19 protein-coding genes and 1 pseudogene are annotated in these 22,184 nt (G+C 30.6%); 8 read left to right on the top strand and 12 right to left on the bottom strand.

Features of this window, described 5'->3' with window-relative positions; all coding sequences use genetic code 11:
- Positions 1-5: 5 nt before the first annotated feature.
- Positions 6-566: a chromate transporter gene (locus ABXG81_RS00835; protein ID WP_117522183.1), complete on the bottom strand. Its 561-nt coding sequence runs from the start codon at positions 564-566 to the stop codon at positions 6-8.
- A complete protein-coding gene (locus tag ABXG81_RS00830; RefSeq protein WP_117522184.1) occupies positions 559-1,104 on the bottom strand; it encodes a chromate transporter in 546 nt (181 codons plus the stop codon). The genes ABXG81_RS00835 and ABXG81_RS00830 overlap by 8 nt, the downstream gene beginning before the upstream one ends.
- A 126-nt stretch (positions 1,105-1,230) precedes the next feature.
- Here ABXG81_RS00830 and ABXG81_RS00825 point away from each other — a divergent pair, with 126 nt between their 5' ends.
- Genes ABXG81_RS00825 through ABXG81_RS00815 form a run of 3 tightly spaced genes read left to right on the top strand, consistent with a single transcriptional unit; the run spans position 1,231 to position 3,321 of the window.
- Entirely contained in the window at positions 1,231-1,683 is a 453-nt protein-coding gene (locus ABXG81_RS00825) for a hypothetical protein (RefSeq protein ID WP_117522185.1), read from the top strand.
- The gene (locus ABXG81_RS00820; protein ID WP_353528893.1) at positions 1,676-2,659 is read left to right on the top strand and encodes a CehA/McbA family metallohydrolase; all 984 of its coding nucleotides are present in this window, start codon (positions 1,676-1,678) and stop codon (positions 2,657-2,659) included. Before ABXG81_RS00825 ends, ABXG81_RS00820 begins: the two co-directional genes overlap by 8 nt.
- A complete protein-coding gene (locus ABXG81_RS00815) occupies positions 2,659-3,321 on the top strand; it encodes an HAD-IA family hydrolase (RefSeq protein WP_117522187.1) in 663 nt (220 codons plus the stop codon). The genes ABXG81_RS00820 and ABXG81_RS00815 overlap by 1 nt, the downstream gene beginning before the upstream one ends.
- A gap of 913 nt (positions 3,322-4,234) precedes the next feature.
- Here the strand turns inward: ABXG81_RS00815 and ABXG81_RS00810 are convergent.
- Both ABXG81_RS00810 and ABXG81_RS00805 read right to left on the bottom strand, forming a co-directional pair.
- Entirely contained in the window at positions 4,235-5,596 is a 1,362-nt protein-coding gene (locus ABXG81_RS00810) for a class II fumarate hydratase (RefSeq protein WP_117522188.1), read from the bottom strand.
- Between the two features lie 9 nt (positions 5,597-5,605).
- The gene (locus ABXG81_RS00805) at positions 5,606-7,018 is read right to left on the bottom strand and encodes an aspartate ammonia-lyase (RefSeq protein WP_353528892.1); all 1,413 of its coding nucleotides are present in this window, start codon (positions 7,016-7,018) and stop codon (positions 5,606-5,608) included.
- 286 nt (positions 7,019-7,304) lie between these two features.
- On the opposite strand from ABXG81_RS00805, the gene amaP reads away from it, so the two are divergent.
- The 3 genes from amaP to ABXG81_RS00790 are packed head-to-tail and all read left to right on the top strand — an operon-like array spanning position 7,305 to position 8,774.
- Positions 7,305-7,850, top strand: a complete 546-nt coding sequence (gene amaP / locus ABXG81_RS00800; RefSeq protein WP_181965156.1) for an alkaline shock response membrane anchor protein AmaP — start codon at positions 7,305-7,307, stop codon at positions 7,848-7,850.
- A gap of 10 nt (positions 7,851-7,860) precedes the next feature.
- On the top strand, positions 7,861-8,196 hold the full coding sequence (locus ABXG81_RS00795) for a DUF2273 domain-containing protein (protein ID WP_117522250.1): 336 nt from the start codon (positions 7,861-7,863) through the stop codon (positions 8,194-8,196).
- 20 nt (positions 8,197-8,216) lie between these two features.
- The gene (locus tag ABXG81_RS00790; protein WP_209814386.1) at positions 8,217-8,774 is read left to right on the top strand and encodes an Asp23/Gls24 family envelope stress response protein; all 558 of its coding nucleotides are present in this window, start codon (positions 8,217-8,219) and stop codon (positions 8,772-8,774) included.
- A 495-nt stretch (positions 8,775-9,269) separates the two neighbouring features.
- On the opposite strand, the gene ABXG81_RS00785 is transcribed toward ABXG81_RS00790, so the two are convergent.
- The 8 genes and pseudogenes from ABXG81_RS00785 to ABXG81_RS00750 form a co-directional block, all read right to left on the bottom strand.
- Complete coding sequence (locus tag ABXG81_RS00785; protein WP_353528891.1) at positions 9,270-9,914, bottom strand: hypothetical protein; 645 nt, start codon at positions 9,912-9,914, stop codon at positions 9,270-9,272.
- Positions 9,898-11,238, bottom strand: coding sequence for an MATE family efflux transporter (locus ABXG81_RS00780; RefSeq protein WP_316122485.1), 1,341 nt, complete (start codon positions 11,236-11,238; stop codon positions 9,898-9,900). The genes ABXG81_RS00785 and ABXG81_RS00780 overlap by 17 nt, the downstream gene beginning before the upstream one ends.
- Positions 11,225-12,103 carry a metallophosphoesterase family protein gene (locus ABXG81_RS00775; RefSeq protein WP_316116380.1) on the bottom strand — a complete coding sequence of 293 codons (879 nt, stop codon included), beginning with the start codon at positions 12,101-12,103 and terminating at the stop codon, positions 11,225-11,227. The genes ABXG81_RS00780 and ABXG81_RS00775 overlap by 14 nt, the downstream gene beginning before the upstream one ends.
- Positions 12,104-12,106: 3 nt before the next feature.
- Positions 12,107-13,012, bottom strand: coding sequence for a carbohydrate ABC transporter permease (locus ABXG81_RS00770; protein ID WP_117522255.1), 906 nt, complete (start codon positions 13,010-13,012; stop codon positions 12,107-12,109).
- A 279-nt stretch (positions 13,013-13,291) separates the two neighbouring features.
- Positions 13,292-15,070 (bottom strand): extracellular solute-binding protein, encoded by a 1,779-nt coding sequence (locus ABXG81_RS00765; RefSeq protein ID WP_209814392.1) that lies wholly within the window; start codon positions 15,068-15,070, stop codon positions 13,292-13,294.
- Positions 15,071-15,081: 11 nt separating this feature from the next.
- Positions 15,082-16,125, bottom strand: coding sequence for an ABC transporter permease subunit (locus tag ABXG81_RS00760; RefSeq protein WP_209814394.1), 1,044 nt, complete (start codon positions 16,123-16,125; stop codon positions 15,082-15,084).
- 67 nt (positions 16,126-16,192) lie between these two features.
- Positions 16,193-17,272: pseudogene (locus tag ABXG81_RS00755) on the bottom strand (ABC transporter ATP-binding protein); the annotation flags it as partial.
- A 340-nt stretch (positions 17,273-17,612) separates the two neighbouring features.
- On the bottom strand, positions 17,613-18,953 hold the full coding sequence (locus ABXG81_RS00750) for an MATE family efflux transporter (RefSeq protein ID WP_288223148.1): 1,341 nt from the start codon (positions 18,951-18,953) through the stop codon (positions 17,613-17,615).
- Positions 18,954-19,339: 386 nt separating this feature from the next.
- Between ABXG81_RS00750 and ABXG81_RS00745 the strand changes: the two genes are divergently transcribed.
- Positions 19,340-20,341, top strand: a complete 1,002-nt coding sequence (locus ABXG81_RS00745) for a LacI family DNA-binding transcriptional regulator (protein ID WP_353528890.1) — start codon at positions 19,340-19,342, stop codon at positions 20,339-20,341.
- A 252-nt stretch (positions 20,342-20,593) separates the two neighbouring features.
- Positions 20,594-22,174 carry a mannitol dehydrogenase family protein gene (locus tag ABXG81_RS00740; RefSeq protein WP_353528889.1) on the top strand — a complete coding sequence of 527 codons (1,581 nt, stop codon included), beginning with the start codon at positions 20,594-20,596 and terminating at the stop codon, positions 22,172-22,174.
- Positions 22,175-22,184: the final 10 nt, after the last annotated feature.

Genomic DNA, 22,184 nt, shown 5'->3' with positions numbered 1-22,184 from the left:
ATCTCCTATAAGGCAAAAATTACACCCAAAACTGCACTTACACCTATAATTATAAGCGGGTGTACTTTTTTAAATTTTATCAATATAAATAAAAATATAGCAAATAAAGCTACTGGTATTATTCTAAAAAAGTCTAATATATTTCCAGTACTTTTAAATAAATCTACATTAAATAGTGTATATACCATGACAGAACTCATGGCCCCGAGTATCAAGCCTGCAGTCGATGGTCTTATGGTATAAAACATATCAGCAACTATCTTTGAATTTTTAAACTTTGCCATCATTCTAGATATTATAAGTACAATTATAATTGGCGCAGTAATAAGTGATATAGTTGCAAGTATTGCTCCAGCTATACCCAAAGACTTAAATCCAGCGAAGGTTGCAATATTTATACCTATTGCTCCAGGCGTTGACTCTGAAACTGCTATCATGTCCAATAGATCGGATTCAGTAAACCAACCATAATTTCTAGACATGTCTTGCAAAAAGGGAATAGTAGCCATACCTCCACCTAATGCAAAAAGTCCAGTTTTGAAAAATTCCCAAATCAAGCTAAGCATCTTTATTATGACCTCCCTTTCCCAATAAAATTCCAAAAATTCCAACACTTATAACGACAATTACTGGTGATATGGATAAAAATGCAATCGCTATAAAGGTTAATAAAAATATAGCAAATTTAAGTCCTGTATTGGCGTTAGACTTTACCATCTTTAATACAGAATAAAAAACAAGAGCACTTACACCAACCCTAATACCAGCAAAAGCATGTTGAATCCAAACTATATCTGCAAACTTCTCCAAAAAGTTTGCAATTATTAAAATAATTATTATAGAAGGAGTTATAAACCCCAGAGAAGCAACAATCCCACCTAAGTCATCAGCTTGAGAATATCCACAAAATGTAGCTGTATTTACAGCAATAATACCCGGAGTAGATTGGCCAATAGCATAGTAATCTAAGATATCATCACGAGATACCCATTTTTTGTTATCTACAACCTCTCTTTCCAATAATGGAAGCATAGCATAGCCCCCACCAAAAGTAAACAAACCGATCTTAGCAAATGTTAAATATAAATCAAGTAAAATATTCAAAACAACCTCCTTTTCTACCTCTAGTATAGCATAAGCTTTATACTTTAATAATATTTTACATAAAAATAATATAGCTTTAATATTTGATTTTTATAATTATTCATAAACAAATATAAAGGATAACAAATGATAATATTAGATAAAGATTTAAAACTTGATAGAGGGGATACTCTCACCCATAAAAGATATCCTTTTACTCTGGATAAAAACTATCAAAAAATAAGAATTAATATGACCTATAGTCCAACCCGTGTCCCTGAAAATGAACGTATAGAAATACTAAAAGAATGCATAGATAAATACATGCCGAAAGGTGAGTTTAGTAAAAAAGAAAGAGAAGATACTTTAAAAAGTCAAATAGAAAATTTTATTACCACTTCTTTATTCTATGAAGGAAACTTTATAGGGGCTTACCACAATAAAAATAACGAACAAGAAATAATCATCAGTCCTAAAAAATCCAGCCTAGGTTATAAAAAAACTGATATTAAAGCAGGAGCTTATGAATTTGTATTAAGCATGCACTCTTGCAATAGTAAGGTAAACTGTAAATTTTCACTGGAGGCCCTAGATGAGTAAACTAACATACTACCCTATAGAACTTCACTCCCACACCTACCACTCTGATGGCGGATTTTCACCAAAAGAGCTTTTACAAAACGCTCGTGATTTTGGTTATAAGGGGATATTTCTAACAGATCATAATACAAATTCTGGCCTTGATGAAATTTATGAAAATAATCTTGATAAGGAAATCCTTCCAGCATTTCATGGTATAGAATGGACTACATTCTATGGACATATGCTTATCTTAGGGAGTAAAGATGCTGGAAACTATACTAAAGCAAAACTAGATAATATAGAAGAATGTATTGATAATATTAAAAGTAATGATTCAAATATCGTTATTGGTATGGCTCATCCTTTTGATATAGGAAATCCTCTATGCACCGGCTGTCACTTTGAATATCTAGTAGATAATTATTCTAAATTTAATTATATAGAGCTCGTAAATAGCGAAGATGCTCATGCTAACAAGTCCACTTTAAAGGCTTATGATAGTTGGACTAAACTTTTAAAGGATGGTTATAAGTTAGCAGCACTAGCAGGACGCGATTGGCACAATCCATCCAATCCAAAAGAAAGCGTAGCTATTAGCATGATTGGTATAGATGGTAATATTAGCGAAGAAAATACTTTAAAGGCTATTAAAAGACTCCATACTTATATAAGCTATGGACCAATTCTTCATTTGAATTTAGATAATATTGAACTTGGAGATAAAGTATATTCTAAGGAAATCAAAGCTTCTGTTAGAATCACTGATTCAACCTTTAAAAATAAAGATGAGCTTAAAATAGTTCCTCATAAATTTGTAGTTTATAATAACGAAAGATTAATTTTAGAAAAAGACATAAACTATGATAGCAATATAGACTTTGAAATAAATAATTTTGATTTAGGGTATATAAGATTTGAAGTCTTGGGGGATATGAAAGATATGGATAATCAAAGACTAATCATAACTTCCCCTATATTTATAAAGGAGAAATAATGAAATTACTTTTTGATTGTGACGGAACTATACTTGATTCTATGCATATTTGGATAGATCCAATCAATAAAATTTTTGAGAAATATGACTTTAGTTTAAGTAGTCTTCCTGCTGAAGAAAAAGGTAAGATTGAGGCTCTTCCACTAGATGGAATGTGCGCTTTTATAGCTGAAAATCTTGCCAAAGATATGACTAAAGATGAAGTTAGAGACTATTTTAATGAAATTATAGAAGATGGTTATAGGAACTCTCTAATGCCAAAAGATGGAGCTATTAAATCCTTAGAAGAATTACATAAGGCAGGTTATCAGATGGCTATAGCTTCTTCAACTGACTCTATATATTTAAAACTTGCTTTTGAAAGGCTAGGCATAGCTGATTACTTTAGTTTTTATACTACACCTGATTTGACAAATTATAAAAAGTCAGATCCAAAATATTGGCAATATGCTATAGACAAATTTGGGGTAGATGCATCTGATATCATCCTATATGATGATGCTTTATATGCTATAAAAGTAGCTAAGAATATGGGAATACATAGCTGCGGGGTGAAGGATTTTCCTTATAATGAGAATGAATGGGATGATATAAAAAATATAGCTGATCTTACTATGGATACTATAGCTCTTATTGATAAAGATAATTTGTTAAACGAATAAAAAAATTACTATAAATATAAAAGTTCAGTAGCTGTTACAGAATGAATAAAGCGTCCCAAAATCATTAGAAGAACCTCTATGAAAATTTTGTTTTCATGAGTCTGCAAGCATGTAAAAAATTTCTTAAGATAACCTTCTAATGATGTGATGATAATTATTCATAGTTTTGCAACAGCTCCTTTATTTTTCACTATTCTTATATGAAATATAGCTAGCTATTCCAACAAGGAACAATATTATATAATATTGTTCCTTGTATCTTTATTTATTTCAGTTTTTATATTGACTTTCTAGTACTTTCCTTAAATTTTAATTAACGATATTGTTATAGGATGAATTACTTGCTATGATATTGATTTTCTCTTCACTTACCATAAACTTACTATAAAAATAATATAATCTAAATATTTTAGATTTTGTATAGATTAGCATATAGTGATTATTCTTACCTACATTATATATGTATATTCTATTGTAATTTGCATCTTTTTGTGTACTTAGCTTGTTATCTCTTATATTTTCTTATCTCAATACTTTTTCATTTTTATTTATTAAATCACTCTCTATTATAGTGAAAAATTTGTTATCGTTATAAAAATTGATAAATAATAAAAGATAGTTATCTTGCAGACTTTTGACAAAATATAAATTTACCTATTTCAATCGAACGTAGTGAGCGGAGAAATCTCATAAGATCTCTCCATGCACTCGTTTTTTCACTCACACTAAAACTCGTTTGCTAGGCAAACTTTTCTATGCTTTCGCACTAGTTTTAGAGATGAATGTAACAAATCAAGGTATATTCATCTAATCAAGATGGGTTGTAGCTTAATTTAAATTATTAATAAATTATAAAATCGACTTTGTATACTTTCTGAAAAACAGTTATCTTATTTTTTTATCCATAAAACTCCTATACCATGTCTTCTGCTCTTACATATTTGTCAAAATCTTCATCAGATAGATATCCCAAATCTTTATTAGCTTCTCTTAAAGTTAAGTTATTATCATAAGCATATTTTGCAATCTTACTTGCCTTATCATAACCTATATACGGAGATAAACTTGTCACAAGCATTAAAGAGTTATCTAAATTCTCTTTTATCTTTAATTTATTAGCTTTAAGTCCTACTAGTAGATTTTCTCTAAAACATTTTAAGGACTTAGCAAGTAAGTTTATAGATTGATCCATATTATAAATTATTAATGGCATGTAGGCATTTAATTGAAGTTGCCCTTGACTATTAGCCATAGTTATAGCAAAATCATTTGCCATAACTTGGATTGTTACCATTGTCATTGACTCAACTTGAGTAGGATTTACCTTACCTGGCATTATGGATGATCCTGGTTCATTGGCAGGTATTATAAGTTCACCTATACCACATCTAGGACCAGAGGATAAAAATCTTATGTCATTAGCAATCTTATATAGATCGCTTGCTAAGGCCTTTAGGCTACCATGACTATTTACTAAAGCTGATTTACTTGCTAACTCATAGAACTTATTATTATCACTTTCAAATTCACAATCTAATTGTTTTGAAAGCTCTTTTGCTACCTTTTTACCAAAATCACTACTTGCATTTATTCCTGTTCCTACCGCAGTCCCGCCTATAGCCAGCCTTTTTAGATTCTCACTTACTACTTTTATTGTTTCGTAATCTCTTTTAACCATTACTTTCCATCCTGAAATTTCCTGGGAAAGTTTTAGAGGCGTTGCATCTTGTAAGTGAGTTCTTCCTGTTTTTATAGTCTCGTTTTCTTTTTCTAATTTTTCTAATATTTCGATAGTCGCTTCTATTTCTTTGTATAGATTTTCTTTTAGATTTAAGAAGCTTGATATATGCATAGCTGTTGGAAAAACATCATTTGATGATTGACTCATATTTACATCATCATTTGGATGTATGATACTTTTTCCATTCTTTTTATTTGCAATATGAGCTATTACTTCATTCACATTCATGTTAGTCTGAGTCCCAGAACCAGTTTGCCAGATAGTAAGCGGAAATTGGTCATCATAATGGCCAAAAATAATTTGATTAGCTGCATAAACTATCAAGTCACGCTTTTCTTCACTAAGTCTGTCCTCAGAGAAATTTATTTCAGCACAAGCTTTTTTTATATATACTATTGCTTTTAATAGAGAAAGGGGCATTGTTTCTACCCCTTGTGGGAAGTTTTCAAAAGATCTTTGGGTTTGTGCTCCCCAAAGGGCATCTTCAGCAACTTCAATTTTACCTATAGTGTCTTCTTCGATTCTTTTTTTCATATTTTCCTCTTATAATAACTTATCTTCATCAAGAATTCCAGGTTGAATCATCTTTTTGAAATCTAAGATTTCATCTAATTCATTGGCATCTATCAAGCCTTCAAATAATACCAAATCTCTAACGCTTTCACCTGTTTCTAGAGCTTTATGAGCAATTACAGATGCTTTTTCATAACCTATATGAGGAGCTAATGCTGTTACTAAGCCTACGCTTTTTTCCACTTGATCGCTTAAATACTTCTCATTTGCTGTAATATTTTCTATACAATTTACCCTTAATGTATAAATAGCTCCTTTTAAAGTCTTTAAAGATTCAAAAAGCTTATAAAATATAATTGGCTCAAAAGCATTTAATTCTAATTGTCCTGCTTCAACAGCCATGGTTACTGTTAAGTCATTACCTATTACGCCAAAAGCAACTTGATTTACAACTTCTGGTATAACAGGATTTACCTTACCTGGCATTATAGATGATCCTGCTTGGCGAGCTGGCAACTTTATATCTGCTATACCAACTTGGGGACCAGAACTCATAAGTCTTAAATCATTTGCAATCTTTGATAGATTTGATGCATAAGTTTTTAATATGCTAGATGAGTAAGTAAATCCATCTAAATTTTGAGTACCGTCTATTAAGTCTTCATTTTGTTTAAGATTAAGGCCTGTTACTTCAGCTAGGACTGGTACGATCTCTTCTACGTAAGTTTTATCAGCATTTAGTCCTGTACCTATAGCAGTTCCACCTAAGTTTACAAATGATAGACTATGTATAGCTTTTTTAAATCTTTCATTATCTCTTTTAAGTACTCTTGCATAAGCTGCAAATTCTTGACCTAGACTTATAGGAATAGCATCTTGTAGCTGAGTTCTTCCCATTTTATAAACTTCCTTAAACTCATCTGCCTTATCTTCTATGGCATTTATAAGTTTAATGTTTTCATCATATAGTTCTTTAAAATATCTAATAAGAGCAATCTTACCACTAGTTGGTATGACATCATTAGTAGATTGACCTTTATTTACATGATCATTTGGATGAACTTTATCATAAACTCCTAAATTCCCACCTAAGGACTGATTAGCCATATTGGCAATAACTTCATTGGCATTCATATTAAAACTAGTTCCAGCTCCTCCTTGGATAGGATCAACTATAAAATTATCTCTATAAGAACCTCCTAAAAGTAAATTACAAGCAGAAATAATTGCTTCTTTTTGAGCATTGGTCAAAAGACCTATCTTTTCATTTTCAATTGCACAGGCTTTTTTCACTTCAAGAATAGCATCAATTAACTTATCATCACAAGTTCTCCCTGTAATATTAAAATTCTCACGAGCTCTTAGAGCGTTAGCTCCATAAAAAGCATTGCGATCTACTTCTATTTCTCCTAAAGAATCATGTTCTCTTCTATAATCTTGCATGAGCTTACCTCCTAATTCCATTATAGTTATATAAAAATTAATTACAATAGCCCAGGAAAAGGTTTCTTATTTTTTATACTCTAAACTTAGAAGTAAGCTTTAAAATAAGGAGCTTTTAGAGAATAAACAAATCAAGTAATATTTTTTTAGTTTACTTAAGAACGATTAATTTTTGTATCCATATAAATTTTAAAAATTTTCTTTTTTATGATTAAATTATGATTTTGTGGATATATTTTATATAGAGATAAGTCTAATATTAACATTCTTGAAAGGAGGGGTTAAGTTGAAAAGATGGCGAAAATGGATTAATGTTATTTTTGCTATCGCCACATTACTTGCTATATTTTGTTCATATTTCTTGATATTTGATTATGGCAAAGTCAGTGCAACACTAGATAACTACAATAAGCAAAGATGGTTTTTCTATTTCTTAACTGTAGTTGCAATTTTGGGAGCATTATTAGCTTTATATGTTTTTATTAGAGCTCTTGCTCTTCCTACAATTAATAATTATATAATTGATAAAAATAATTCTGGTGAAATGCTTATTACTTCAAAAGCAATTCTAGATAATGTACTCACTACTGTAAGAAAATATCCAGAGATTAGAAGCTCAGATGCTATTGTCAAGGTCAAAAATGGAAAGTCTAACGAAATAAATACTAAGGTTAAATGTGGTGTTTATGAAGGTGAAAACTTAAATTCATTAGGACAAATAATTAAAGAAGATATTGCACAAAGTTTAGAAACTTTCACTGGTTATCCTGTGAATAAGGTAGATATCGAATTCTACGATATTAAAAAAGATTCTAATAAGAGAGTAGTCTAAGAGGGTTCATATGAATAATAATTATGAAAAATTTTCGGATTATCAAAATAATTATGAGAACTCTAAAGAAAAAAATGATAATGAAAAAATAGTTGTAGTTGAAAAAAAGAAAGATAAAGAAGATTCACTTTTTAAAAGTAAATTTAGAAATTTTGAAAGCTCTCATTGGAATGAGTTCAAATATGCATTACTTGGACTTATAGTTTCAATACTATTTTTAACAATAGGTTTTTTTAGAACTCTCTTAATTATAATCTTATACAATATTGGCAAAATTTATGGTAAGTATAAAGATGGCGATCCGGAAACTATATTTAAACTAGAAAAATTTTTTGATAAATATTAAGTAAAAAAGGAGATATTATTATGGCAAATCAAGAAAAATACAATGAAATTGCAGGCGTAAACAAAAAAGAGCAAGAAAAAAAGGAAAAACAAGAAGAAAGAATTGAAAGAGAGCAACGTAGGGAAGATGCTATAAATAACTTCCAAGATAATTTCAGAGATGATAGAGAACAAGCTCATGAATCAAAACTTACTTTCGAAGATTCTGTTATTGAAAAAATAGCTTCAATAGCTTGTCAAGAAGTTCCTGGAGTGCTAGATATGAAAGGTGGATTCTTCTCTGGAATTTCTGAACAATTTGGTGGACGTTCTCTAACAAAAGGGATTTCTGCTGATGTTGGAGAAAAAGAAGCTGCTATAGACGCTTCAATTATTCTTGAATATGGTTATTCAGCTCCAAAAGTATTTGAAGAATTAAAAAGAAATATAGCTCAATCTGTTGGACAAATGACTGGATTAAAAGTTGTTGAAGTTAATGTTCGTGTTGATGATGTAATGACTAAAAAAGAATATGAAATCAAAAGAAGAAATACAAGAAATGAAGACTCTAATTACGAACAAGAAAGTTCATTAAGATAGGATATTAGTAAGTCTTTTACGATCTATAATAACTATTAGACATAAGAATATGTTTGGTAAATAGAGTTCTATAATAAACTAAATTATCCCCAGTGGTATAAAATTCTACCACTGGGGGTTTTATTATTAAAATATTAAGATTAGTAGAATCAAGTCATATCTATAGCTTCTTTTAAAAATAAATTCATAAGATTTATATTACAGCATTATAAAAATAGAAATCACTCCTATTTTTGTTTATACTAATTAATAGAACATCTATATTAACTTTTTATTACATCCACAATATTTATACTCATATATTTCTCAAAAATCTGATAAGAGAATCTTAAAATGAGGCTATAAAGAAATAAATCCTTCAAAAATCATTTAAACTTCATTCCAAAAATCGTATCTATTAGACGATGGACTACATATAAAACTTTCTACTAAAGAAAGGATAGATTTTTATTAATTTGTAACTGTCCATTTCCTAAAACTATATGAAACTTTAGTTTACTTTATATTAAACAATAAATAGCTTATAGATTTTTTATCTAGCATTTTGTTAAATATATAATAGCTTAGATCTATAAAAATTCCTGGAAATAGTATAATAAGCAAAATGTCAGATATTTTATAAATAACAATTGCTACTAATGCAACTATTGCGTCTAAAAATAAGACATCTACTATGTTTACTATAATTAAAGATATAGAATTTTGAGCAACATCCCTAAATGTCATTTCTGAATATTTTGCCATTAGTAAAAAGCTTAGTTCTATAGCATTTATAATTATAAAACTTAGAATTAGTATAAGATAAAATAAAGCTGTAAATATAGGGCTTATACTTGTTGAAAAATAAAATATATCAACAGCTAAGATTAAAATTAAGCTTACATATAATATACTAACTTTTATATATTTCTTTGTAAAAGAAATAAAATTTTTTTTGAAAAATTTAAAAACTTTTATCTTTTCCTTATATCTTTCATGACTTAGCTTATCATTTAGCTTATATAAAAGTACGTGAGACCCTCCAAAAGTTAAAAAAACTAAGCCTGCTATTATTGATACTACATACATCAAAGACATTATCAGATAATAATATATTTTTTCAAATACTATATGTGCTAAATTTTTAAATTTTCTGTCCATCTTCCACCTCATTCAATTTTATCCACTTTCCAGACTTAAACCTTTTTGTAAATAGTAATCTTCTAAGGCTTTCATCAATTATAAAAACTATCCATACTGATTGAAGACCCATACCAAGCTTATTTACCGCAAGATACGACAAAGGAATTACTAAAGCGTAAGTTGTAATAATTCCTACCATAACAGGATATTTTACATCTTTTAATACATTTAAACTATTAACCAGTATTTCATTGGAAACTCTCATCGGGTCTAATAATATTTGAAAAAACAGCAAGTTTCTAACTATTTCCATAATATCTGGATTAGTTGTAAAAATCTTTACTATATAATTCCCAAGCAAAGCTAATATCAAGTTAATTCCCGCTGCTATTAAGCTAATCTTATTTGTATTCATAATCCCAAAATCTTCGATCTTTTCAAAGTTTTTTTCTCTATAAAGATTTCCAATAATAAGGTTACCAGAAACTCCTGCCGCAACTCCTATTGAAAATATAAATGAAGTTATAGTTTGAGTATAGATTTTTGAGCTTACCGCTATTGTTCCTAAGGATGCTATAATTGCTGTTATAATGGTCTGACTAAAGTTATAAGAGATTTGTTCCATAGCAGAAGGTATTCCTAGTGATAGTATTTCCTTTTTTAGAGGAAGCTTCTTAAAGGGTTTATCTATTATAAATAATTCTGGAATATTCTTTTTTAATGTAAGAAAAGTTATTATCATTCCCAAAAGTCTTGCCAAAAGCGTTGCAACTGCTATATAAGATATACCTCCCAAATTTAGAACAACTATTAGACTATTTCCTATTATTACAAGTACGGTATTTAAGACAGAAACACTCACCGCATTTTTTACATAGCCAAAAGCACGTAAACTCGCAAGCATCAACGAAGTCATTGCTAAGAAGACTATGCTTAACGAAACTACTCTAATGTATATAGAAGTTTCATCCAATAGTTCTTTAGGTGTTTGCATTAATTGCAGTAAATTTTTGTTAAATAAAAATACACTTAATACTATTAATAATGCTATGATAAGATTTAATATTACAGATTCCTTTAGGATTGATTTCACATACTCTATTCGTGACTTGTCGGCATTTTGAATGATTAATATGCTCGCTCCAAGTACAACTATATTTGTAATCATAGCAAATATATTCAAAAGTTGATCTGATATACCAATTGCTGCTACCATTTGATCGTTAAAGAGTGAGAATAGAAAAACATTGAAATTTCCTATAAGCGTTAAAAATAATTGCTCTACAATAAGAGGTAAAAACAATTCTTTATATTGGCTCGTAAATAATTTATTTGTTCTCATCAATCTGAATATTTCTAGTTTTTATTTCAAATGGATCTTTGCTTATTTCAATAACAGTAGCGCCTTTAGTGACGTCTCCATAAGCTTGATAGCCTGATGAATTAGCATAGGCTAAGTGGATACCAAATAGTGTACTATCAAAATTATTTTCATGATCATGGCCCACTATCATTCCCCAAGTCTCCCCATTAAGCAACATATTAGCAAATAATCCAGTATTAATTTTAGGAGCTGATATTGCTTCATTTGTTTCTTCTTGGACTCCAGAAATGATATTTCCCATACTTTGCCAATATTCTGGGACTGGTATGTGTTGGAAAACTATGCCTCTTTTTATCCCATCACCTTTTTTATATCTAGCAGAAGTCTTTCTAAACCATTCCACCTGCTCTGGACTATCCCACTCATATGTTCCATAGCCAAATTTATCATCAGCACCAGAATCTATAAAGTAGAGAATTGCAATATCCTCTCCCTTATCTTTTAGGCAAATTACATAGGACTCTTTATCATCTATTATAAAGGTGTCTTCCTTAACTGGTTTATTAGTAATGGTATTTTCATAAATTTCACGAAGTTCAGAGCGGCTTATGCCTTCTTCTGAGTCGTGATTGCCAAAGGTTATGGCTAGTGGAATATTATGTTTATCAAAATGCTCCATAGCAATGGTAAATACCTTATCAGAATCTTTAACTCCATCAGACCACATAATATCACCTGTATGCACTATTAAATCAGGCTTCTCTAATTCTAGAATTTCATCAATGAGATCAAAAGTTCTTAAATCGTCCTCATGATGAGGTAAATTTCCAAAGTGAGTGTCGGTAAATTGCACTATTTTAAATGTATTATTTTTAAATTCCATTTCCTACTCCTTAACAGATCCTATAGTTATACCTTGAACAAAATATTTTTGTATAAATGGATACATAATTACTATAGGTAATATTACAACTATAATAGTAGCCATTTGAAGCGAATCCCCTGTTATTTGTACCTTATCAAGTTGTTGATAGGCTGCCCCCGAGTTTTTAGCAAGCACATCTGCTAAACCTTGTTGACGGGTAAGCATATCTTGAAGTAATGTTGCCAGTGGTTTTAGCTTTTGATTTCTAACATAAAAGCTTCCAGCAAACCAGTCATTCCAATGTCCTACAGCTGTAAAAAGTGTAACAGTTGCAAGGGTTGGCTTACTCATTGGCAAAACCATATCAGTAAATATCCTAAATTCTTTCATACCATCGATTCTTGCCGCCTCTACCAAACTCATAGGTACTTGCTGAAAAGCAGACCTTAAAAGTAAAATATTAGTCACGCTATATAAAGATGGAATAACATAAACCCATATGGTATTGGTTAGATTAAGCTGGCTAAGCACCAAATAATAAGGAATGGTTCCCCCACTAAATAACATAGTAAAAAATATAAAGAATGTAATTTTACTTCTGCCTGGTAAATCAGGAATTGTAAGAGCCCAAGCTGCCATACTCATCAAAAATACTCCTGCAACAGTACCAATAACTGTCCTAAATACTGATATAAAAAAACCATTTACTAGATTTTTTTGTTTGAATACTTCATGAAAATTTTCAGTTGTAGGCTTTCTTGGGAAAAATGTAATCCCACCTGTAGCAGCATCCTTACCAGAGTTAAAAGCTAAGGCTAATATGTGTAAAAATGGCAAAATAATTGCAAGGGACATAAGTATCAATACGATATAAAATATGATTTGTGACCATTTGCTAGATTGCATTGGTTTTGTTGTACTTTTCATAATCCTCCCTTATAAAAACAATTCTCCGGAAATCTCCGGAGAATACTATATAAATTTTATTGATTATCTAGCAATATTAAATTTTAAAAAAATTCAAAATTTAATATCACTTATTTAATAAAATAGAATTCGTGAATTGAAATTCTACTACTCATTGGCCCTACCGAGGCGGAGGGGGGTGAAATGGGTATATGGGTGTTCATGGAAAGGGAAATAGGGGTCTCCGCTACACCTACGCCCTATCCACTGGTCTAGTATACCTATGTTTTTATATTCTAATTAATAGAATATTGTATCTCCGTCTTTTTCTTTATCTTCTAGGAATTTACAGAAATCATCTATTCCTGCTTCTTCTAGGCCAGTACGAGCTTGGTCTAGTAGTGCTTTTGCTTCTTCATCACTTTTTGCATAATAAGCTTTTAATAACGCATCATTCCAATCATCAAGAGCTTGAGATAAATTGCCATCTTCTCCCTCAAATTCAAATAAGTAAGCTCTTGGATAAAGACCATCTATAACTTCTTTGTTTTTATATTTTTCATCATAATTGTATTCTTCAATGATTTTTTGAGCTTCATTGCCGCCTTCATCTCTTACGCTATCGCCCCAGGATTCTTCACCAAAGTCTTCATAGTTATCCATATCTGTATAAGCAAAGTGCTCACCCCAGAATGCTCTTACTCCTCTAAAGCCTTCTTTGATAGCCTCATCTGGGTTCTCTTCTGCTTCTTTAACTAATTCTTTTTTAGGAACTGGTTTGCCATCTACCATATCGTAGTGTTTACCTTCTAGTCCATAGAAATAAAGTAATTTACCTTCTTTAGAAGCCATCCAATCAGCAAATTTTACAACTTCTTCCGGATTTTTTGTAGTTGATGGAATTGCCCAACCTGTATAACCTGACTTGTATGCCATTACCATATTATCTGAACCATCTGCTCTTTTAAGATCTCCTAGTGGAATCCATTCACCATTTGCAATTTCTGGTCTGTAATTATGAGAGTCAGCTACTATAGCAAATGATCCATTTTGGATCCCCTCTTGGGCACGTGTTTCTTCCATGGTATAGTACTCTGGATCCATAAGACCTTCATCAATCCACTTACGAACTTTAGCTACTCTTTTTTCTGCATAATCTGTCATGCATTCGTGTTTTACTTTATCCCCATCTTTTAAGAATTTTTGGGCACCTTCACCTTCCCAAACCATGTCTCTATATGGCCAAGGTCTATCAGATCCACCCCAAGATGTTGGTCCAAGTGGCACTACAGGGTTACCATTTTTATCCTTGTAATCTCCCTTTTTAATTTTTTCAAGAAGCTTTTGCATATCTTCTGTAGTTTTTATATCATCTGTCTTTACACCAAGATCTTCTGCTATATCTTTTCTCATATACATACCACCGATTGTCTTACGACCTGGATCAGCTTCTTTTCTATTAATGGACATATGAACTAGATATGTTGCTCCATCTTGATCATCTCTCATCATGATATTATCTTTCGTATCTTTTGGTAAATATCCATCTTCAAAATATTTTCCATAGACTTTAGAATTTTTAAGTTCTTCAGATATATCAGCAAACATTCCTTCATTACTTGCTTTTAGAAGTAGAGGAAACTCTGGTCTGCCTGAATTATCTAAATAAAATGCTACTGCATCTGGTAAATCTCCTGAAGAAAGCCCAGCTGCAAGAGCCTCATAAGAGTCTTCATTTGATACAGATTCTATAGTTAAAGTAATGCCAGTTCTATCTTTGATATATTGAGCTATTTCTGGGCTGATAGTATCCTCTCCAGCATCTCCTGCTGATTCAAATACTAGAAGTTTTATTTCTCTATCTGCTATCCAAGTATCTGGCTTATCAGTATTATCATCTGTACTTTCTTTGCTTTTACCAGCTTCTTTGTCATTTTTATCTTCATTTGTAGTTTCTGTTTGTGTAGTCTGATTTTTATCAGTAGCTGTATTTGAATCTTTGGAATTTCCACAAGCTGTCAACGCTACAAGACTCATTGCCATAATGATAGCCTTGCTAAAAGTTTTTTTAATATTCATTATGTCTCCTTTTACCATAAAGAATTTTCGCCAAATTTATCTGCGATTTTGTTTACAATCACTGTCAGTAACAATCCTACAAGTCCTTGGATAAGACCAACTGCTGTTGCTGGGCCATATCTTGCTTTTTCTAGTCCTGTCTTTACTATATATGTATCAATTATCTCTGATACCTTATAGTTTCCTGGATTTTGCATTAAATATACTTGGTCAAAACCTGCTGAAAGTATGCCCCCAAGAGAAATTATAAATAGTATCATAATTGTTCTTGATATACCAGGAAGAGTTACATGCCTTGTTTGCTTTAATCTATTTGCTCCATCAATAGCTGCCGCCTCATACAATGAAGGTGATATACCCATTATTGCTGCATAATATATTATCGAATCCCAACCGACATTTTTCCATAGATATGTTCCAAATACTGCAGGATAGAAAAATTTATTATCCATAAGATAGAACTTAGATCCATCACTTACTCCAATACCTTTAAGCATTACATTAATAAGACCAGTATTTGGTGCAAAAAGTTTATTTAACATACCAATTACAACTACCCAGGATATGAAATATGGTAGATATGTTATTGATTGGAAAGCAGATCTATGCTTAGTATTTGAAATTTCGTTAAAGATTAGAGCAAGTATTATTGGGAAAGGTAAATAAATAAATAGCTTAATTGCTGATATTATAAGAGTATTTTTGATATATGTTGGCGTTTGCCTATCAGCAAAAAACTCTCTAAAATATTGAAGACCTACCCAGCCTTTGCCATACATACCAGAACTAAAACTAAATTTTCTAAAGGCTAAGATATTTCCTGTCATTGGCCAGTAAGAAAATAATATAAAAAACACTAAAGCTGGTAAAAGCATTAAGTAAAAAGTCTTATACTTTGCTATTTTTTGAAAAAACGTCTTTTTTATAGGCTTAAAGTTAGGATCATAAGCTTCTTGACCAAAACTAGCTGAGCTTAGCTGACTTATAATGCTCGACTGAGCTATTATTTGAGTTTGATCTACGTGATTTTTCATAGTCGGATTGGTGTTTTCCACTATCTCTTTCCTCCTTTCCTATAAAATGCTTATAATCTTTTTTGCTATCTAAGGTAATTCTTTCTGTAGTTTGCCTATCGAATAAATTTACAAAATCTAAATCATAAGCAAGGGTAATATCTTGATTTCTATCAAAATCATCAAGAGTATTTACTTTTGCAATGATATTAATATTATCGATTAAGAAATGAATCAATGTTTCTGATCCTAGCATTTCTGCAAGTCTTACTTTGGTATCAAATTTAACATATCTATCATTTTCACCAACATCCTTAGAAAGATACAGATTCTCAGGCCTTATACCAAAAATAATCTCCTTGCCCATATAACCCCTTAAAGCAAGACCATTTAGCATAACATCACTTATCTTTAGTAGGCTTGTCTTAGTCTCTAATCCCTTCTCTGTTACTTTCACAGGAATGAAATTCATAGCAGGTGATCCCATAAAGCCTGCGACAAAAACATTATTAGGATATAAGTATATATCCTTAGGTGTTGAAACTTGTTGTATAATACCATCACGCATCAAAACAATTCTATCAGCCATGGTCATAGCCTCAACCTGATCATGAGTTACATAAATAGTAGTATTACCAAATTCCTTAGAAATATTTGATATTTCAGATCTAGTTTGGACTCTAAGTTTAGCATCTAAATTGCTTAGTGGTTCATCCATTAAAAATACCTTAGGATTTCTTGATATAGCACGACCTAAAGCTACTCTTTGCCTTTGCCCTCCTGATAGTTCTTTTGGAAGTCTATCAAGATATTCGGTAAGCCCAATAATACTAGCAGTTTTATCTACCCTTTGATTAATCTCATCTTGGCTCATATTTTGCATTCTTAAACCAAAACCCATATTTTCTGCCACAGACATATGTGGATATAGAGCGTAGTTTTGAAAAACCATAGCTATATCACGATCCTTAGGATGGACATCATTCATTAGCTTTTCTTCAAAATATAATTTACCAGATGTAATATCTTCCAGGCCAGCAATCATCCTAAGTGTTGTAGATTTTCCACAACCGCTAGGACCAACCAGTACTATAAACTCACCATCCTTTATATCAAGATTAAAATCACGAACTACGTGCTCTCCTTCAATATAATCCTTATAGATGTTCTCGAGTTTAATGTTACTCATCTAGTCTCCTTATAACTAAAAATTTTTGAATGCTTAATTAATTTCAAAATAAATATTAGTTTCTTATTTCCATAATTTAAATAAGCTTGTCAAAAAATCGCATTCATTATTAGATATTAGATGATAATTGTAAACTAGATATTATACAATTGTAAAATATATAAGTCTTTGATTATCAATGTATTTGAAGTTTTTATATAAATTTTGTAAAAATACTTTGTATATTATTTACAAAATTTATATATATGTAAAGTTTAGATAAAATTTTAGTAAAATCTCCACACAAAAAAATAGCTAAGTAACTTAAAGTACTCAGCTATTTTTTAATAATATCAACTTATTATAAAAGTTCTTTTCTCACTCTCTTTTTCATTAATATCATATTAAATATTCCCTTAAACACAGAAGTTAATGTCATAGCAATCCACACTCCTGCCACTCCAAATATCGGCATAAACACTAAAGAGAATGGGATTCTCATAGTATTTAATATTATAGCTATCCTTGCTGGAGTCTTGGTATCTCCCATACCATTAAAAGCTCCTGTAAGTCCAATTTCTACTGCCATAAATATTTGAGAAACAGATAAAATAGCAAGATATAAGGCTCCAAGCTTTATTGTCTCTGGATCGCTTGGGACAAATATTCTTATCAGCTGATATCTAAAGATAAATAAAACTAGCATGGATATAGCACCTATAAAAAATACTATCTTAAAGGACTTTTTGATAACTTCATGTACCCTATCAAGAAATTTGGCACCATAATTCTGCCCAACCATTGCAGCTATACCTATTTGCAGACCTTCTGTAGTATTCCACGTTATAGATTCAAGCTGACTACCTACAGAGTAGGCAGCCACCGCTGCTTCCCCAAATCCTGCCATAAACTTATTTAGCATCATACTAACAAAAGCCATATAAGCATTCATCAAGGCAGATGGAAGCCCTAGCTTAAATATTTGACTCATCCATTCTACTCTAAGATCCCAAGAACTTATGGAATTCTTTAGAAGTTCATTCTTTCTAATAATTCTGACTACAAATATTACACTAACAATAATTTGAGCCAGTACCGTAGCTATGGCTGCACCTTTAACCTCAAGTCTAGGTATAGGACCCCATCCAAAAATCAAAATTGGATCTAGGATAATATTTGCTATAAGACCAATTGAATTGATCTTAAAAGGTGTTAAAGAGTTTCCTAAAGATTGAAAACTTTGAGAAAGAACTGGATTTATAAAGAAAAATGTTATGCCTAAAGCTAATATGAATATATAATCTTTAGCATCTTGGCTAGCAACATCTGATAATTTAAAAAACCCAACATATAAATTTCTAAAAATAAGTAGTATTAAAGTATATATAATGGCTAGTATAATAGTTAAAATATAACCATTGTTTAGAACTCTAACTGTTTCTTTCTTGTTCTCTCTTCCAAAAGCTTGTGAAGCAAAAACCCCCATACCAACTTTGGGTATCATAGTAATAGAATTTGCAATCCATATCAAAAATCCTGCAAGTCCAACACCTGCAAGGGCATTAGAACCTAAGCGTCCTATAAAAAACATATCTACAAAACCGTAGGTAATCTGGATAAAAGCAGTTAAGGCTAGTGGTATTGATAATTTTAAAAGAGAAGAAGTGATATCACCCTTAGTCAAGTTTACATTTCGATCCATAAGCCCTCCTTTTTTAATATTTTACAATCATTTTGTAAAATTTCACAAAATTTATATAAGTTATGATTTAGCTATAAAATACAAAAAAGAGAATGATTTATGGAAAACTTTACAAGTTGGGTAGTAGCTTAAAAGATGCTTCATTAGAGATTGCCTTAATCTTAGAAAGATTAGTGTTTCTATTACAATCGAAGAAATTAAAAATGATCCTAAAGTATTGGATTAGAGAATATAATAAATATATTAAAAAATACACAAAAAACCTAATAGGAATTCTTATTAATTGATCAAGATAACTTTTTAAGAAAAAACTTGACAAATAAATATAGAAGCGTTAGACTATAGATGTAATGTAAGCGCTTACAAATTATTGAATAGGTGATTATATGGATATTTATGATATCGCACAGAAATCTGGATATTCTATCGCTACTGTTTCAAGAGTTCTAAATAATTCTGATAAAGTAAGTGATAAAGCTAAGGCAAAGATTTTAAATATTATTGAAGAAAATGACTATACTCCTAATAGAGTTGCAAGATCTCTTGCAAAAAATAAAACTTCTCTTGTTGGAATTATGGTTCCTGACATTAGAAAGTACTTTGAGTCACAATCCGCTTACGAGCTTGAACAAAGGCTTAATGCAAATGGATACCTCACTCTCCTAGGTGACAGTACTAATGACTTAACTAGAAAAAAAGCTTATCTCAACCTTTTAAGACAAAATAAAGTGGATGCTATAGTATGTGTTGGTTCAACCTACGAGCAGAATGATTTTTATGATGAAATCCTAAAATTATCAGATGAGATTCCTTTTGCTATGGTAAATTCCAATCCAATTAATAAAAGTAAAAATATAAGTTATGTTTATATAGATGAGATTGATGCTATGAAAAAAGCTTTATCTCACCTTTATCAAAAAGGCTATAAGCAACCTATGTTTGTTTCTTATGAAAAAAACTATGCTACGAGGTCTTACATAGCTAAAAAAGCTGGCTTTATAGAAGCACTTGATGAACTTTATAAAAGTTCTGATTATATTGAATTTAAAATAAAGGATTTAGAAAAAGATTTAAAAAAATTAAATGAATTTTTAAAAGTTAACTCGAAAATAGATTCAATTTGCTTTGAACTAGACTTTCTAGCAATTCCAGCCTTTAAGTATTTGATTAATCAAGGAGTAAATATTCCTCATGATATTGGTATTATAGGTTTTGATAATATTGATGCTACCAATTATGCTAGTAAAAAAATTACATCAATAGATCAAAATGTAGCGTTACAGGCAGATATAGCAACCAAAAGTCTTATAGATTTGATTGATAATAAAGAACTTGAAAAAAATAGCAATATGATAGAAACAAAACTAATTATTAAAGAAACAACTTGATAAATATTAGTTAAATAATTCTATATTACTTATCCCATTATTTTAAAAACTTTATTTTTAAAATATGGGATAAGCAATAAAAAATTCAATCTCTGAAATTAATTTATTTTTTTTATTACAATTGTAAGCGGTTACATATAGGGTTAAAAATTTCAGTAGAATATATGTCAGTATTATGTTTCAAAAGTAAATGAATTTAGCATTAAAGCTACTCCCATACTTTGCTTAATAAAATTATAGAAAGGAATAATAATGGAACTTAAACTTACAAATATAGATCAAATAAAAGAAAAAGTTGATCATAAAATTAATTATGATGTTAAAAAACTAAGAAAAGATTCTATAAAAGATCCAAAATGGCTTGCATTTGGATCTGGTAACATATTTCGAGGCTTTATAGCTCGTGTTGGTCAAGATATGATTAACTCAGGCAAATTTGATAGAGGAATCTCTGTTGTAGAAACTTTTGATCCAGAAATCATAGAAAAAATTTATAAACCTTTTGATAACCTAGCATTATCAGTAACCCTTCATAAAGATGGGGACTTTGATACAAATTTAATATCAAATCTTGCCGAAGCTCTTACTCTTGCTGATAAAGATAGAATAAAAGAGATCGCACTTAACAAAAACTTAGAACTAATGAGCTTTACAATCACAGAAAAAGGCTACAACTTATACACTTCTACTGGAGAACTTATTGATATAGTAAAAAACGATCTAGATTCTAACCCAGAAGATGCTAGACATCTCATGAGTATAGTTACAAACCTTTTATACCAAAGATATAAAGATAGCAAGTCTCCTCTTACCCTATTAAGCTTAGATAATGCTAGCCATAACGGTGATTTAGTTAAAAAGTCTGTCATGATGATTGCTGAAAAGTGGAATGAAAATGGCAAAGTCGAAGATAATTTCCTAGAATATCTTAAAAACGATATATCTTTCCCACTTTCTATGATAGATAAAATCACACCAAGACCTGCTGGCATAGTAGCTAAATACGTAGAAGATCTTGGATTTAGTAATATGGATACAGTTATTACAGAAAAAAATACCTACATTGCGCAATTCGTGAATAGTGAGGAGGCAGAATATCTAGTAATAGAAGATAGTTTCAAAAATGGTCGTCCTCCTTTCGAAGAAGCTAGTGTGTATATGACAGATAGATATACTGTAAATCAAGTTGAAACTATGAAAGTTACAACCTGTCTTAACCCACTTCACACAGCTCTTGCAACTTATGGTTGTATACTTGGATATGAGTCTATTGCAGAAGAAATGAAAGACAAGGAACTCGTAGACTTTATCAAAAAAATCGGCTATGATGAAGGATTGCCAGTGGTTATCGATCCAAAAATTATAAGTCCAAAAGAATTTATAGATGAAGTAATTAATATAAGATTTCCAAACCCAAACATGCCTGATACTCCTCAAAGAATTGCAACTGATACAAGTCAAAAAATATCAGTAAGATTCGGTGAAACTATAAAAAGATATATGGAAAATGACAAACTAGATTCAGCAACTCTCACATATATTCCTCTTGCAATAGCAGGCTGGCTAAGATATTTACTAGGAGTTGACGATAAGGGAAATGACTTTGAACTTTCTCCTGATCCACTAAGGGATGAATTAAGAGAAATTTTTGCTAATATAAAATTAGGAGAAGAGTTAGAAGATATCAAAGCTATCCAAAGACTATTATCAAACGAAAAAATATTTGGTGTAAACTTAGCAGATGCTGGACTAGATGATAAAGTTATTAAATACTTTAGAGAGCTAATAGCAGGACCTGGAGCTGTTCGTAAAACTTTAGAAAAATATCTGTAAGATTAAAAAT

The organism is Anaerococcus nagyae (genome assembly GCF_040364225.1).
Lineage (GTDB): Bacteria > Bacillota > Clostridia > Tissierellales > Peptoniphilaceae > Anaerococcus > Anaerococcus nagyae.
This window is presented reverse-complemented; position numbering and strand designations above follow the sequence as displayed.

Bases quoted from the DNA above. Each gene is read 5' to 3' on its own strand.
- ABXG81_RS00835 (WP_117522183.1), bottom strand. From the start codon at position 566: ATGCTTAGCTTGATTTGGGAATTTTTCAAAACTGGACTTTTTGCATTA.
- ABXG81_RS00825 (WP_117522185.1), top strand. From the start codon at position 1,231: ATGATAATATTAGATAAAGATTTAAAACTTGATAGAGGGGATACTCTC.
- ABXG81_RS00820 (WP_353528893.1), top strand. From the start codon at position 1,676: ATGAGTAAACTAACATACTACCCTATAGAACTTCACTCCCACACCTAC.
- ABXG81_RS00815 (WP_117522187.1), top strand. From the start codon at position 2,659: ATGAAATTACTTTTTGATTGTGACGGAACTATACTTGATTCTATGCAT.
- ABXG81_RS00810 (WP_117522188.1), bottom strand. From the start codon at position 5,596: ATGAAAAAAAGAATCGAAGAAGACACTATAGGTAAAATTGAAGTTGCT.
- ABXG81_RS00805 (WP_353528892.1), bottom strand. From the start codon at position 7,018: ATGCAAGATTATAGAAGAGAACATGATTCTTTAGGAGAAATAGAAGTA.
- ABXG81_RS00795 (WP_117522250.1), top strand. From the start codon at position 7,861: ATGAATAATAATTATGAAAAATTTTCGGATTATCAAAATAATTATGAG.
- ABXG81_RS00790 (WP_209814386.1), top strand. From the start codon at position 8,217: ATGGCAAATCAAGAAAAATACAATGAAATTGCAGGCGTAAACAAAAAA.
- ABXG81_RS00785 (WP_353528891.1), bottom strand. From the start codon at position 9,914: ATGGACAGAAAATTTAAAAATTTAGCACATATAGTATTTGAAAAAATA.
- ABXG81_RS00780 (WP_316122485.1), bottom strand. From the start codon at position 11,238: ATGAGAACAAATAAATTATTTACGAGCCAATATAAAGAATTGTTTTTA.
- ABXG81_RS00775 (WP_316116380.1), bottom strand. From the start codon at position 12,103: ATGGAATTTAAAAATAATACATTTAAAATAGTGCAATTTACCGACACT.
- ABXG81_RS00770 (WP_117522255.1), bottom strand. From the start codon at position 13,012: ATGAAAAGTACAACAAAACCAATGCAATCTAGCAAATGGTCACAAATC.
- ABXG81_RS00765 (WP_209814392.1), bottom strand. From the start codon at position 15,070: ATGAATATTAAAAAAACTTTTAGCAAGGCTATCATTATGGCAATGAGT.
- ABXG81_RS00750 (WP_288223148.1), bottom strand. From the start codon at position 18,953: ATGGATCGAAATGTAAACTTGACTAAGGGTGATATCACTTCTTCTCTT.
- ABXG81_RS00745 (WP_353528890.1), top strand. From the start codon at position 19,340: ATGGATATTTATGATATCGCACAGAAATCTGGATATTCTATCGCTACT.
- ABXG81_RS00740 (WP_353528889.1), top strand. From the start codon at position 20,594: ATGGAACTTAAACTTACAAATATAGATCAAATAAAAGAAAAAGTTGAT.